This window comes from uncultured Thiocystis sp. (assembly GCF_903866365.1).
In the GTDB taxonomy this organism is placed as follows: Bacteria; Pseudomonadota; Gammaproteobacteria; order Chromatiales; family Chromatiaceae; genus Chromatium.
This window is the reverse complement of sequence record NZ_CAIPNF010000016.1, coordinates 35402-47972: the sequence shown is the minus strand read 5'-3', so window position 1 is coordinate 47972 and position 12571 is coordinate 35402. Positions and strand designations below refer to the sequence as shown.

Annotated in this window: 17 protein-coding genes; 7 read left to right on the top strand and 10 right to left on the bottom strand. The window is 59.8% G+C overall.

Going from position 1 to position 12571, the window contains the following annotated elements; translation table 11 throughout:
* The 8 genes from QZY07_RS00765 to QZY07_RS00730 form a co-directional block, all read right to left on the bottom strand.
* Nucleotides 1–302, bottom strand: a 302-nt coding sequence (locus QZY07_RS00765; protein WP_295399002.1) for a hypothetical protein, incomplete at its 3' end; no start/stop codon positions are given.
* A gap of 222 nt (nucleotides 303–524) precedes the next feature.
* On the bottom strand, nucleotides 525–1010 hold the full coding sequence (locus QZY07_RS00760; protein ID WP_295399001.1) for a DUF3368 domain-containing protein: 486 nt from the start codon (nucleotides 1008–1010) through the stop codon (nucleotides 525–527).
* Nucleotides 1007–1258: a UPF0175 family protein gene (locus tag QZY07_RS00755; protein WP_201095862.1), complete on the bottom strand. Its 252-nt coding sequence runs from the start codon at nucleotides 1256–1258 to the stop codon at nucleotides 1007–1009. The genes QZY07_RS00760 and QZY07_RS00755 overlap by 4 nt, the downstream gene beginning before the upstream one ends.
* Before the next feature lie 391 nt (nucleotides 1259–1649).
* Nucleotides 1650–1910 (bottom strand): PIN domain-containing protein, encoded by a 261-nt coding sequence (locus tag QZY07_RS00750; RefSeq protein ID WP_295398998.1) that lies wholly within the window; start codon nucleotides 1908–1910, stop codon nucleotides 1650–1652.
* Nucleotides 1903–2136: a hypothetical protein gene (locus tag QZY07_RS00745; RefSeq protein WP_295398996.1), complete on the bottom strand. Its 234-nt coding sequence runs from the start codon at nucleotides 2134–2136 to the stop codon at nucleotides 1903–1905. The genes QZY07_RS00750 and QZY07_RS00745 overlap by 8 nt, the downstream gene beginning before the upstream one ends.
* A gap of 339 nt (nucleotides 2137–2475) precedes the next feature.
* Nucleotides 2476–3438, bottom strand: coding sequence for a hypothetical protein (locus QZY07_RS00740; protein WP_295399006.1), 963 nt, complete (start codon nucleotides 3436–3438; stop codon nucleotides 2476–2478).
* Between the two features lie 141 nt (nucleotides 3439–3579).
* Entirely contained in the window at nucleotides 3580–3807 is a 228-nt protein-coding gene (locus QZY07_RS00735; RefSeq protein ID WP_295398995.1) for an SAF domain-containing protein, read from the bottom strand.
* A gap of 23 nt (nucleotides 3808–3830) precedes the next feature.
* Nucleotides 3831–4229 carry a type II toxin-antitoxin system HicB family antitoxin gene (locus QZY07_RS00730; RefSeq protein WP_295398993.1) on the bottom strand — a complete coding sequence of 133 codons (399 nt, stop codon included), beginning with the start codon at nucleotides 4227–4229 and terminating at the stop codon, nucleotides 3831–3833.
* Between QZY07_RS00730 and QZY07_RS00725 the strand changes: the two genes are divergently transcribed.
* From QZY07_RS00725 to QZY07_RS00695, 7 genes are all read left to right on the top strand, one after another.
* Nucleotides 4228–4632 carry a hypothetical protein gene (locus tag QZY07_RS00725; protein WP_295398992.1) on the top strand — a complete coding sequence of 135 codons (405 nt, stop codon included), beginning with the start codon at nucleotides 4228–4230 and terminating at the stop codon, nucleotides 4630–4632. The genes QZY07_RS00730 and QZY07_RS00725 overlap by 2 nt on opposite strands.
* Before the next feature lie 6 nt (nucleotides 4633–4638).
* Nucleotides 4639–5232: a hypothetical protein gene (locus tag QZY07_RS00720; RefSeq protein ID WP_295398990.1), complete on the top strand. Its 594-nt coding sequence runs from the start codon at nucleotides 4639–4641 to the stop codon at nucleotides 5230–5232.
* Between the two features lie 492 nt (nucleotides 5233–5724).
* On the top strand, nucleotides 5725–6540 hold the full coding sequence (locus QZY07_RS00715) for a CpsB/CapC family capsule biosynthesis tyrosine phosphatase (protein WP_295398989.1): 816 nt from the start codon (nucleotides 5725–5727) through the stop codon (nucleotides 6538–6540).
* 106 nt (nucleotides 6541–6646) lie between these two features.
* Nucleotides 6647–8677 (top strand): LOG family protein, encoded by a 2031-nt coding sequence (locus QZY07_RS00710; protein WP_295398987.1) that lies wholly within the window; start codon nucleotides 6647–6649, stop codon nucleotides 8675–8677.
* A gap of 145 nt (nucleotides 8678–8822) precedes the next feature.
* Nucleotides 8823–9590, top strand: a complete 768-nt coding sequence (gene zapD, locus QZY07_RS00705) for a cell division protein ZapD (RefSeq protein ID WP_295398985.1) — start codon at nucleotides 8823–8825, stop codon at nucleotides 9588–9590.
* Between the two features lie 2 nt (nucleotides 9591–9592).
* Nucleotides 9593–9793, top strand: a complete 201-nt coding sequence (gene yacG / locus QZY07_RS00700) for a DNA gyrase inhibitor YacG (RefSeq protein ID WP_295398984.1) — start codon at nucleotides 9593–9595, stop codon at nucleotides 9791–9793.
* A gap of 153 nt (nucleotides 9794–9946) precedes the next feature.
* Entirely contained in the window at nucleotides 9947–11137 is a 1191-nt protein-coding gene (locus tag QZY07_RS00695) for a glycosyltransferase family 4 protein (RefSeq protein ID WP_295398982.1), read from the top strand.
* Between the two features lie 229 nt (nucleotides 11138–11366).
* Here QZY07_RS00695 and QZY07_RS00690 read toward each other — a convergent pair whose 3' ends face one another.
* Both QZY07_RS00690 and QZY07_RS00685 read right to left on the bottom strand, forming a co-directional pair.
* Entirely contained in the window at nucleotides 11367–11945 is a 579-nt protein-coding gene (locus QZY07_RS00690) for a peptidylprolyl isomerase (RefSeq protein ID WP_295398980.1), read from the bottom strand.
* Nucleotides 11946–12117: 172 nt separating this feature from the next.
* Nucleotides 12118–12561 carry a rhodanese-like domain-containing protein gene (locus QZY07_RS00685; protein ID WP_363183505.1) on the bottom strand — a complete coding sequence of 148 codons (444 nt, stop codon included), beginning with the start codon at nucleotides 12559–12561 and terminating at the stop codon, nucleotides 12118–12120.
* Nucleotides 12562–12571: the final 10 nt, after the last annotated feature.

Genomic DNA, 12571 nt, shown 5'->3' with positions numbered 1-12571 from the left:
CCGTCAAGCGTAACGAACGCGTTGAGCTTAATCACATCGCACTGAGGGATATTCTTGCAAAGCTCGTTGTGTTTTTTTTGATCACCCTCGATTAAAACCGCTTTGTAACCTTTGTTTTTGATTAGATTATAGGTGTTTGAAAGATACACCCCGTCCCATGCCCCAAACTCAACGCACCAGTGATCAAGTTCACTTGAGCGCGAAATCCTCTTTAAAACTTCAGCAATGATTCCGTCCTCTCCATTCTGGGAATATATATTTTGCGCAAATGTGTGTAGCGGCGGATATGGCTGATCATTCATTAGTCAGTATCTCAACGGAATCAAGAGTGGCGAATAAAAATATTGGAGAAACCGGGACAGACCACGTTTTCCTTCTCTCTTTTGCCTATTCGTTGGAAGGAACGGGTCAGGTCTCCCATTGCGGCACTGGTTCAGTTCAGTTGTGCAATATAAATTATATAAGAAAACCGGGACAGACCACGTTTTCCTTCTCTCTTTTGCCTATTCGTTCGAGATAGGATCTCACAACGGCCATTCCTCGCCCGCCAGATCCATCACTGTCGCAATGAGATCGGCTGAGATAAACACATCAGCGTCGTCGAGCTTGGCCAGAGACGGTGAAATCCGGTCGATCAGGCCCGCCTGTTTCGCGGCCAACAGGATGCCAAGCGAGCCAATCGTGCTGATGTGATTGATCCGCGCGACCCTTCGTCCACGCTTGTCGTCAATCAACAACTTATCAGCCGAGCATTGCTTGTATAAAACCATGGCCTCGGTTTCGCCAAGGTCAGAAAATCCATCCAGCAAGACGGCGCTGCCGGGATCGATCTTTCTGACTTTATCCTTGAGAAATTCTTTTAACTGTTGCGCTTCCGGCTTGTGGCTCACAATCGCCTCGCGGTAAACGGCCTCCGGGACGATCACCGTCGCAAAGAGCGCCTCCAGCCAGCGCAGGCCATTGCAGGATGCCAGCGCGATCAACGCTGAGCAGTCGGCGACCAGGATCATGCTTGCCTCATGGATTCAAGATCCTCCATCAGTTCTTCCCTGGTCATGTCGATGACTGGTATCTGGCTATCCTTACATGACTTCATGAAGTCATGGACCGTCAAGTCGGCCAGTTGGGCACCTTTAGACAATGTTATCCGTCCCGCCTTGAACAGCGCGAGGGCGTAACTTGCGCGCATTTCGCGTTCGATGACACTCGCCGTCTGCATTTCGACGAAATCATTCGGTAGGTTGATGGCGATTTGCATGATTTTGTTTCCTGAAGTGGGAAAACCGGGGCTTATCAGCCAGGTAGGGTACGCATCGCGTACCTTACACCCTCGCAAACGGCACGGACGCCACTTGGATAAACGGATCGCTTGATTCAACCGCCGTGTTTCTTCCCGAAACACGGCGGTTTTTTATTCGCTGAACGGTACGCGATGCGTACCCTACGAAACTATTCGTTGGAAGGAACGGGTCAGGTCTCCCATTGCATATTCCCAAGTATTCCAGCGTCAGAATCGAGGTGAGAGGAACCCAGCCTGGACGAAGTGCTGGTCGAAGGCGAGCGCGGTCGTCAAACCTAAACGGCGCATGACAACGAAGGAGACGCAATCGACCAGTCCCCACTGCTTATCGATGTGGCGCCGATACAGATTAAGCGCCGACTAACAACTCGGGGTTCAGGTTCACCACGGTCGCGCCTGGAGCGTCGCGGAGATCCTGGATGATCTGTACAGCGGCGTTGCGATCCATTCGGGATAACGCATTGCCGATCTCCAGCAGCACGGCATCCGTCACGACAACCGGCTGTCCGTCAAACCGTTCCGAAAACGCCAGCGCCTCGGCATGATGTTGATCGTTTTCGTTGACCAGCGCGAGGATGTAGCCGGTATCGACGAAAACAGACTCAGACATCCCGTTCGCCAACGATGTAGGCGTCATGGTTGGCCGAGAGGTCAATCGGCCCCTGGACGCGCACCTGTCGCAGGCGCGTAAAGAGGGTCTGGTGGCCGCCGGAGCCCTGGACCTCGGCATCCACCAGGACAACGCGCACCGTTTTGCCATCCAGTAAACGGCGATGCTCAGGCGGAATGTCGAGAACACCGTCGTGGGCAACGGCCTGAAATTCGATTGCATTCATCGGTGTGTCATCCTGTTTCGCGGGAGAAACCGGGACAGACCACGTTTTCCTTCTCTTTCTCGCTCCCACGCTCCGGCGTCACTGCCATTAAGTTAAGCCTAAAAACATATTTTCCGACTTCTTTTCAAGAAGTTAAGGAGATGTCGACTTGACCGCTTGCGTCTTGGCACTTTCCGGTCAACACGAATTGACACCGGGTTTGTCAGAAACAATTTTTGCTCGCTCCCACGCTCCGGCGTGGGAGCAGGTCGCGACGCTCCAGCGTCGCGTTGCCGACACGCACCGCTGGAGCGGTGCGACGGCATTCTCACGCGGGAGCGTGGGAACGAGTGGGAACCGTTATCCATCCGACAGATCCTCGGTCTCAGAGAAAACGTCCTCTAAACCGCTTGCCGCGAGTACCCGTGCCGACCAGCGTAGCAGCGTGTCAGGATCGGCGCCTTGCAGACGTTGCCGCACGGCATCGCTGACCGGGCCGAATTTGAGTGTCAGTAACTGCGTGAGGATCAACGCGCCTTCTTCCTGGCGGCCTTCCTGACGTCCTTCCTGGCGTCCTTCCTGGCGTCCTTCCTGGCGTCCTTCCTGACGTCCTTTCGCTTCGCCTTGTTGAATAAAACGCTCGGCAAATCCGCTCATCGTGGCTGCCTCCCGGGCATAACGTTGCTGATAAATGACGCGCTCATTCTCATCCAGGTGGGCGTAGATGTCGATAAAATCGAGATATTTGAGCTGTCGTTCCGGGTCTTGCTCCAGTTCCAGCAGGCCGCGCACGGCCTGCGCATAGACCTCGATTTTGTCCGCCGGGGCATAGGCCATGTTGGGTAGATTGAGACGGGCGACGAGATTGGGACTGTCGAAGTAGGCCCGCGCGGGCGTTTGGAAGAGCGCATAAGCGAGATAGCAAAATTCCAGATAGCGATGGGCGTCGCCGCCCAGACTGAGTTGGGTCGGAAAACAGCCCGGATGCAGAAAAATGACGATCGGGACGACGCGGTCGGTGGCGAACAGCTCGGCGAGATCCAGACAATAATGGGCAAGCCGATGAATCGAGAACCGGCGGGGGTCGGTTTCTTCTTCGAACACGAACAGCAGCGCCTCCCTTCGTCCATCGGGCCATTCCACCAGCAGCGGGGTGTCCAGTTCGCGAAAACGTTCGCTCAAACGCGCTTTGAGTTGTTCCTCGCGAATGGGAATGATCCGTGCGTTCTGATCGACCTGCATGGCTTCCGCGGCGGCAAAAAAACGCACGGCCTCGCGTGGGTAGTCGAGGATGAGATTCTTGAAATTCTGATCGTGGCTCATCGGCGCGGCGGTTTTCAAGGTGCGTTCAGATCAATGTTTCGTGACAAAGACGGACTGCATTGTAGCCCATCGCATGCCTACGGCGCGTCAAAGATGGGCACGCCGCACTTTGCCCATCCGACGATTCTATACAGGAACGCACTATCCAATATTCGATCTCCGCACCGGCGTATTCGCCCCCACATCCAACGTCACCCGTCGCCCCACAATCTCCTCCAAATACTTCGGCGCGGCGCCAAATCCTGGGCGGACGCTGCGGATCGCTTCTGGGGTAATGATATCGCCGGCCTTCAAATCCTTGACGAAATACAGCGAGCGGCGGAATTTAACGTTTCCCTGCTCGCTTGATTGGCGTCCGGCGATTCGCAACTTTCTCTCCAGGAAAAGCCGTTTCATCTAATGGCGACTGTGTCGCGAATGGCATCCTGTGGAAGTCCACGCAGGATATCCGAGGTGCGGTCCTCCAGGATCATTTCGATGGCTTGTCGCAGACTCTCCTTGGTTTCCTCTAGCGTCTCTCCTTGTCCATTCGCGCCAGGTATCTCCGGGCAAATCGCCCAAAATCCACCTTCCGGGGCCGCCTCGATAATCGCTGTGAATTCACCTTTCATCAAAAATCCTCGGTTGTAAGAAAAGGCTCCAGGCTCGAATTGTTTTCTGCATTCTGGCGAACTAGGCGCGATGTTCTTCTTTCCAGGCGGGACGGGGTATTCACCCATAGGCGCCAACATAGCCGGAAAGCCCTTGAAAATCCGTAGAGAGGCGCGATCTGTTGGGCATTTTGCCGCCATGCTCCGCGCCTCCCAGCCCGTCGATCTTGCGTTTGAAGCCTTTCTGAAGGAATTGCCACCCGAGTACGCGACGATGGCGCGTGAGTTCAAGGCATTCGTACGCCCGCGCAAGCTCAAGACGCCGGCGCAACTGCTGCAGGTCGTGATGCTGTATTGCGGGCTCGACCAAGCCCTGCGAACCACCGCCGGGAGCTTCACGCGGCTGGAGGAACGCCTCGCCGAGACCGCGATCCACCAGCGCTTGCGAGCCTGCGGCCCCTGGCTGAAGGCGTTGCTGCACACGATGTTCCCCGCCACGCAGACCCCCTTGACCGGATGGCGGTTGCCGATCGTCGATGGGTCGTCGCGGCAAGGGTCAGGTGCGCAGGGAACGGACGATCGGGTGCATCTGGCACTGGATTGAACCCACATGACCGTGCACGCGGTGGACGTGACCGGAGCGGATGGCGGGGAAAGCCTGGCGCGGTATCCGTGGCAGGCCGGAGACAGCGTACTCGTGGACCGAGGCGACCATCAGCCGCAGGTGATTCTCGATCGGTGCGCGCGTGGCGTGGAGGCGATCGTGCGCGTGAACCCCACGGCGATGCCCGTGTTTGCCCGCTCAGGGGAGGCGGACGTGTTCGATCCGGCGGCGGTGCGGTTGGAGGTCGCGGCGTCTCTGCGCGCCTGCACGGACGACACGATCCGTCTCCCGGTGTGGCGGCGCGCGCCGCAGGCGAGCGGACCGGGTTGGCGGTACGCGGTGCGTCTCCCGCCGGAGGCGGCGGAGGCCGCCCGGCGGCGGTGCCGAAAAACGGCTCAACGCAACGGGCGAACCCCGAGTGACGCCACCCGGTTTCTGGCCGGCTGGGTCATGGTCTTCACCACGGTGGCTCCCGAGACCTTGGATGGCCCCACGGTGTTGGCGTTGTCCCGCTGCCGCTGGCCAGTGGCGCTGGCGTTCAAGCGGCTCCAGTCGCGGCTTGATCTCGATACCCTGCGCACCCCGCAAAACAGTCGCTGAGGCGAGGTCTGGATCCGGGGAAAATGGCTTGATGCACGGGTCATCGAGCGACGCGCCCAGCGTCATGCCACGGGCGGCATCGACCCGCTGGATCGACCGCGTCGCCTGACCCCGTGGCGGCGGCTGGCGATCGTTCGCCAAGAGGTCGATGGCTGGATTCTCGACGCTCAACAGTGGTGCGCCGAGCAATGGAACGCCTGCCTCGACGTGCTCAAGGAACGTCCGCGCCGCCGCCGCTTGCAAACCCTTCCGGCCAGGGTCATTCAGATGATGAATGCACAAGAGCGTCAACGGTGCGGTTAAGTTGGCGCTTATGGGGCGAATGCCCCGTCCGGCTTGAAGCATTGCTGCCGTCGGCGGGAGGAAATCGCAACGGCACCGGCGTAGACTTGGACATGGGCGTCCTCGCTTGGATTCTCCGAGGTGTTCTTTGATTTTTTCTATCAAGGACGCGGCAGCCATCCCTGAATGCGAATCCGTTGATGAGAACATATGATCGATCTTCACTGCCATCTGCTTCCCGCCATCGACGATGGCGCGAGGGATCTTGAAACGGCGCTTGCCATGGCGCGCATTGCAGTCGCTGACGGCATCACCATGACCGCCTGTACCCCGCACATTTACCCGGGTCTCTTCGACAATACCGGCGAAGCCATCAAACACCATGTCGAGAAGCTGCAAAGGGAACTCCAGGAGGCCGACATTGCGCTTGAGATCACCTACGGCGCGGACATACAAATCGTTCCGGAAATGGTCAACGGCCTTCGCTCGGGGCACATGCCCACACTGCACGGCTCCCGCTATTGCCTCTTCGAACCTCCCCACCACACGGTCCCCGCGGGTTTCGCCAGTTTGCTTTTCGATGTGCTGGCGGCCGGTTATGTCCCGGTGATCACGCACCCCGAAAGACTCACCTGGCTCGATGACGATCACTATGATTGGTTCGTCGACGCCGTCCGTGGCGGTGCCTGGATCCAACTGACCGCGGGGGCGTTGACGGGCCGTTTCGGACGCAACCCAACCTATTGGTCCGAGCGCTTCCTGGACGATGGCCTGGTGCATATCCTCGCCACGGATGCGCATGATACCAAGCATCGCGCACCGCTCCTGGACGAAGGGCGAGTCGCCGCCGAGCGTTGGATCGGTGCCGAGGAAGCTCATCTGCTGGTATTGGGTCGCCCGCAGGCCATCATCGCAAACCTGGCGCCCATGGATATTCCCCTTCCTCCCGCACTGCGGCGGCCGACACGACAGAAGGATGCAGGAAGACAGAACCAGAGTTGGTTGGCACGGTTTTTTGCGGGCTGACTCGGCGGCAGTTGGGTTACGGGGCATTTTCAAGACGCCCTGTGATACGCTCGGCAGCCCGCTCCATGAGCATCCCATAACCAACCGCGCTTCCGAGACACCCACGATGTACGCGACACCCGAAACCGACGACGGCTGGATCACCGCTCTGCTCGACACGGACGACGAAGGTTTCGTCGTCACGGCACGTTTCGCCATCTCGACGGCCTTTCGCGACCTCGTCGGCGATCGCGAAGCGGACCTGGTGTTCGCGGCACGCAGCCGGCTGGCGCGCATGGGCATCAACATCCTTCCGCTTGGGACATCCGAATTCAACGGTCGACACTGCGACCTGCGACTGCGCATCGCCGCCGCGATCCATTCCTATGGCATCGCGCAACATCTGGAGCGCATCGTGGTACCTGGACTGCGGGTCGGACGGCTGGTGTTCTGCCCGACGGACAACCGGCTCGGTTCGTCCGCCATCCACCAATTGATTCGCGAGAACGCACTGCAAGTCCCGGCCGGGTTCTCGCTCGACGGCAACGGTTATCTGATCCTGCGTCCGCAGCGTCAGATCTTTCGCTTCCAGAAACCCCTGACCCCCGAGGAAGTCACCGCCATCGCGACCCACGCGGACGGCAAGGATCTGCTCAACCGGCTGCAAATCCGCGAAGCGGTCGACCATATCGAGCTGTTGCCCAAGGACGGCCTGGTGACCGCCTGCTCCATGTTCCTGCACCGTCACTATGTGGTGCTGCGCAACCTGGACGATTCGCTGGGCTTCCATCTCCAGGCCACGGTCCTCGACCCGGTCTCCACGCGCGGAACCAACGTCTATCTGGAATTCGTCAATCGCACCGAGCAGCTCATCATCAATCCGAGCGTCGCGGCCTCGGTGCATGAGGCGATCCTGCTCAAACCCAAGCCGCGGTACTGGCATGGCCACAACCTCCCCGCGCCGCCGCTCTCCGAGCCGGCCGAGACCGCGCCCGCCAGCGCGGCTAACGACCTGCCCTGCCCCAGCGAAGGGAGCGGCGACATGGCCTGCCAGTCGCTGCTGGCGATTTTCGACCGGCTGGAGGCAAGCCCGGTTACTGACCGCTATTCGCATCGGATGATGGCCGTGACCCGCGCGCCGCGCGCCTTATTGGATGGCGCGGACCCCGATCAGGTGTGGACCCAGCCGCGGGTTCCGCGCGATCCGCGCGGGGGCACCGATCTGGCGGCGGGTCTGGTCGCCGAAGGGCTGGATCTGCACCTGCACACCGAGTACGGGACGCGGATCCTGGCGGATCTGCCGGACGGCGCGCGCGCGACCCTGCTGCTCGGCTATTTCCCGAATCTGATCGAACACACCGAGATCTGCGCCGCCGCCCTACGCCAGCGCGTCGCCCGCATCGTCTTCCGGCGCGCATCCTTCGAGCACGGCCCCTTTCTCTCCTCCCGCGACCATGGTCGGCTCGCCGATTACGAGGGCCTGGGACTGGAGGTCTTCTGGTGCAACGAATCGCGCGGCCAGGTGGTCCGGCATGTCTTCCGGGGCTTGCGCGGCTATTTCACCACGCCGGACAAGGTCGATCGTTTCCGCTCCTGTCTGATCTTTGCGATCTATGGCTCGGTCAAGCCCTTGAACGACGCCGCCGCCCACCAGATCGAACGTCTGCTCGGCAATCTGAAAAACCTGTTCGGCAGCGACATCGGCATCCTGACCGGCGGCGGACCGGGCGCCATGCAACAGGTGACGGACGCCGCCCACAAACTTGGACTCATGGTGGGGTCGAGCTTCATCGAGACCATCGACCAGGAACTCAACCAGACCGCCGAGTTCTATCAGACCTTTCAGGCACGCAGCCGTCAGGCCCGCCAGCGCTGGTTCGAGATTGCCAGCTTTCATCTCTTTCTGGTGGGCGGGGTCGGCACGCTGGAGGAGGTCGGACTCACCCTCACCGACATGAAGCTCGGTGTCATCGAGACCAGCCCGGTGGTCTTTTTCGACGGCTCCGGCGGCGCTTTCTATTGGGAGGGGCTGCGCCTGCAACTCGCTGAAATGGGTCGACAGGGCCGGGTGCCGGCCCGACTGCTCGACCACATTCTGATGACGACCGACCCGGACGCCATCCCGGAGTTCTATAAACGGACATTGCGTCTGGGCTGATGTGGTTCGTGACATCGCGCGGGAAAACCGGGAGAATTTAAGTATCCGAACCGCGCGTGGGCTAGCCCTATGGAGCACCATGCCGCACTCGCCGTGCGGCCCGCGTCAACTCGACGAGCCTCCCGCCTAGCTTTGGGACATCAACGTGTCGACATCGATCATTTTCGAATATCCGCTGAACGAACGCATCCGCACCTTTCTGCGGCTTGAGCATCTGTTCGAGCGACTTCAGCACTTCGCCGATCAGTTCGATCCCTCCGCCACCCGGGTCGCGATCGAAGCGCTGCTGGAGATCGCCGCCATCACGGCGCGTTCGGATATCAAGAACGAGATTCTCAAGGAGCTGGACCGCCACCTCGGCACACTCAGCCGACTCGCCGATAAACCCGGCGTCGATCCGAACGCACTGACGCAGGTATTGGGCGACCTCGACGATGCAGTCGATGGGGTACAAGGTATGAACGGCCCCATTGGTCAAACCGCCCGCGAAGATGAATTCCTCAAGGCGATCGCCCAACGCAGCAGCATTCCAGGCGGCACCTGCAGCTTCGATCTGCCGCATTACCATTATTGGCTGATCCAGCCGCCAGAGAGACGGCAGGCGCGGTTCGATCACTGGCGGCATGACCTCACGCCAGCGGTCAGCGCGATCCAGATCGCGCTCTCCCTGGTGCGCGGCAGCGCTTCGCCTCGACGCACCCTGGCCACGGGAGGCTTTTTTCAAGAGGCGCTGAATCCCGCTGCTCCAGCACAGATGCTGCGCGTCGGACTCGACGCCTCCGAAGCGAGCTACCCCGAGATCAGTGGACACAAAAACCGCTTCAGCATCCGGTTCATGGCGGTTGAATCCAACGGGCGCCCCTCCCAGCGTGCCGATGACGTTCACTTCAGACTCACTTGTTGCGTGTTGTAACCATGGCGATCACCGTTGCCTGTCCCCATTGCGGAAAGCCAGTGGAATGGACCGACACCTCGACCTGGCGTCCCTTCTGCAGCAAGCGCTGCCGACTGATCGACCTCGGCGACTGGCTGGACGAGAACCACCGGATCAGCGATCCCACGGATGCGCAGAGCGAGGATCCGCCACCCTCCGACGACAACGCCACCCACCACTGAGATGCGACCCGCGGCGGCTTGAGGGTTGCGCTGGCGACCCTGACGCGCCGCCATCGCCTGCCGCCGGGTCAGCGACTGGCAAGCGAGCCTGGGATAAACTCCCGGATTGTTTCGGAAATCCTTGTATTAGCCAGACCTGCCTGGAGCGAACCCATGAATCAAACCCTTCGCCGTGTTCTGATCCTCGTCGAGAATTTACCTTCTCCGTTTGACCGAAGGGTCTGGCAGGAGGCCACGACACTGGCCGCCAATGGCTATGCCGTTTCGATCATCTGCCCAACGGGAAAAGGCTATGAAGCCCGCTACGAGGAAATCGAGGGAATTCATCTCTACCGTTACCGACTTCCGCTGGAAGCGGAGGGTGCCAAAGGGTATCTCGTCGAGTACTCCGTCGCCCTCTTTCATACGCTATGGCTGGCGCTGAAGGTGCGGCGCAAGCATGGCGTGGACATCATTCACGCCTGTAATCCTCCCGATCTTTTTTTTGTGATCGGCGGACTCTTCAAAGCGATCTTCGGCACAAAATTTCTCTTCGATCATCACGATATCAATCCCGAACTCTACGAAGCCAAATTCGGCAAACGGAATTTCTACTGGAAGCTTCTCGTCTGGCTTGAACGCATGACCTTTCGCACCGCCGACGTTTCGATTGCCACCAATGAGTCCTACCGAAAAATTGCGATCGAACGTGGCGGTATGAATCCCGCCAACGTCTTCGTGGTTCGCAGCGGGCCGATGCTTGAACGCCTGAAGATCGTTCCGCCCGTCCCCTCCTGGAAAAAGGGGCGCGCATTTCTTGTCGGCTACGTTGGGGTGATGGGCAAACAGGAGGGGATCGATCTCTTGCTTCAGGCGGTGGATTTCATCGTCCGGGATCTTGGGCGCCACGACATTCAATTCTGCCTGATCGGCGGCGGAACCTCGCTGGAGGAGATGATCGATCTGTCGAGAACGCTCGGGGTCGACGAGTATGTCACCTTTACGGGTCGTGTCTCGGATCAGCAGCTTCTGGAAGTCCTGAACACTGCGGACATCTGCGTGAATCCCGATGTGGCCAATCCCATGAACGATCAATCGACCATGAACAAAATCATGGAATACATGGCGCTCGGCAAGCCCATCGTCCAGTTCGAACTGACCGAAGGTCGCTTCTCGGCGCAAGAGTCATCGCTTTACGCCACGCAAAATGACCCCAAAGACATGGGTCGCAAAATCGTCGAGCTGCTTGACGATCCAGACCGACGACGCACCATGGGCGCGTTTGGCCGGCGCCGGGTCGAAAACGAACTGGAGTGGAAATATGAAATCCCAAAGCTCCTCAAGGCGTATAAAGCGCTGGAATAGCGCAACCATGGAAGCCCTTTAACGAATACCTTTGGCGTCAGTGTCGTCGCAGTCGCTGTCGTTGTTTAACTTATCTTTTTACTCGTTATTTAACGACCGCACCGGGCACTTCCAGGATGCGGGCGGCATCGCCCCAAGTCAGGAGCCGATGCCAGGACACCGCGAGGATGGCCCTGATGGAGCGCGGTCCCAAACCGGATTCGGGAACCGCCTCCACGCGCTTCCGACCTCAGAGCTGACGGCATGCCTCCAGCGCCACCTCCGTGAGCGGACGCCCGGAGCGCGAGCCCTGGGCTTCCATCGCCCGCACCACATCCATCCCGTCGACCACCTTGCCGAAGACGACGTGCTTGCCGTCCAGCCAGGGCGTCGGCGCGACCGTGATGAAGAACTGCGAACCATTGGTGTTCGGTCCGGCGTTCGCCATCGAGAGCGTGCCCGCCTCGGTGTGCTTGAGCTGGAAGTTCTCGTCCGGGAATTTTTCGCCATAGATGGATTCGCCGCCGGTCCCGTTGCCGTTGGTGAAGTCGCCGCCCTGGATCATGAATTCCGGGATGATGCGGTGAAAGGGGCTGCCGGCGTAACTCAGATCCTTGCCGCTCTTGCCCTTGCCTTTCTCGCCGGTGCAGAGCGCCCGGAAATTGTCCGCCGTCTTGGGCGTGACATCGGCGAAGAGTTCGATGACGATGGTCCCGGCGGGCTGGCCGCCGATGGTCACGTCGAGCGCGACCCTGGGGTTTTCCGCGAATGCGGGCGTGGCGGTGGCGGCGAGCAGGACACTGGCGAGATAAGCTGAAGGGTTGGACATGCTAACTCCTGAGGTTGAGGTTGAGAGTGGCCAGTGGTCCTAAATCCAGCGGCTTGGCGACCCTTTGAAAATTTTCGTGTTTTTCGTGTTTTTCGTGGTTCAACCGCTCTTTCCAGGGCGATCTGTATCTGGCGGCCCCGGCGACGCGGCAATGCCGGGGTCCGCTCCATCGTCAGCAGTTCGTGCAGGATTCGATCGGCAGACCGCGCCGAATCCAGCCAGGACCGGCCTTGCTGCCGACCATGCCTTCCGAGACGTTGTAGACGTTGGAAAACCCGCGGGCCATCAGTTCCTGCTGCATGTAACCGCTGCGATTGCCGGTGCGGCAGATGATGGCGATCGGGGCCGATTTGTCGCCCTGCACCGCCGTCAGCACCTTGTCCGCGAAGCCCTCTGGCCCCTTTGGATTTTGCATATCGATGCGCAGGGCGAGCGGTGCAACGCCGGTCTGGCGCCATTCCATGGGGGTGCGGATATCGATAAGCGTCAGCTCCGCGGCTTGGGCTTTGGCGAGCGCCTCCGGCGCCGTCAGCGTCGGTCCGGCCGCCTGCGAACAGCCGATCAACAGAAACGCCGCGCCGAGCAGGAAGGCGAATTGGCGAAGAGGGTTGTACATCTTGATCATG

Bases quoted from the DNA above. Each gene is read 5' to 3' on its own strand.
- QZY07_RS00690 (WP_295398980.1), bottom strand. From the start codon at position 11,945: ATGTCCAACCCTTCAGCTTATCTCGCCAGTGTCCTGCTCGCCGCCACC.
- QZY07_RS00710 (WP_295398987.1), top strand. From the start codon at position 6,647: ATGTACGCGACACCCGAAACCGACGACGGCTGGATCACCGCTCTGCTC.
- QZY07_RS00750 (WP_295398998.1), bottom strand. From the start codon at position 1,910: ATGTCTGAGTCTGTTTTCGTCGATACCGGCTACATCCTCGCGCTGGTC.
- QZY07_RS00730 (WP_295398993.1), bottom strand. From the start codon at position 4,229: ATGGCGGCAAAATGCCCAACAGATCGCGCCTCTCTACGGATTTTCAAG.
- QZY07_RS00725 (WP_295398992.1), top strand. From the start codon at position 4,228: ATGCTCCGCGCCTCCCAGCCCGTCGATCTTGCGTTTGAAGCCTTTCTG.
- QZY07_RS00715 (WP_295398989.1), top strand. From the start codon at position 5,725: ATGATCGATCTTCACTGCCATCTGCTTCCCGCCATCGACGATGGCGCG.
- QZY07_RS00720 (WP_295398990.1), top strand. From the start codon at position 4,639: ATGACCGTGCACGCGGTGGACGTGACCGGAGCGGATGGCGGGGAAAGC.
- QZY07_RS00755 (WP_201095862.1), bottom strand. From the start codon at position 1,258: ATGCAAATCGCCATCAACCTACCGAATGATTTCGTCGAAATGCAGACG.
- QZY07_RS00740 (WP_295399006.1), bottom strand. From the start codon at position 3,438: ATGAGCCACGATCAGAATTTCAAGAATCTCATCCTCGACTACCCACGC.
- yacG (WP_295398984.1), top strand. From the start codon at position 9,593: ATGGCGATCACCGTTGCCTGTCCCCATTGCGGAAAGCCAGTGGAATGG.
- QZY07_RS00685 (WP_363183505.1), bottom strand. From the start codon at position 12,561: ATGTACAACCCTCTTCGCCAATTCGCCTTCCTGCTCGGCGCGGCGTTT.
- QZY07_RS00760 (WP_295399001.1), bottom strand. From the start codon at position 1,010: ATGATCCTGGTCGCCGACTGCTCAGCGTTGATCGCGCTGGCATCCTGC.
- QZY07_RS00745 (WP_295398996.1), bottom strand. From the start codon at position 2,136: ATGAATGCAATCGAATTTCAGGCCGTTGCCCACGACGGTGTTCTCGAC.
- QZY07_RS00695 (WP_295398982.1), top strand. From the start codon at position 9,947: ATGAATCAAACCCTTCGCCGTGTTCTGATCCTCGTCGAGAATTTACCT.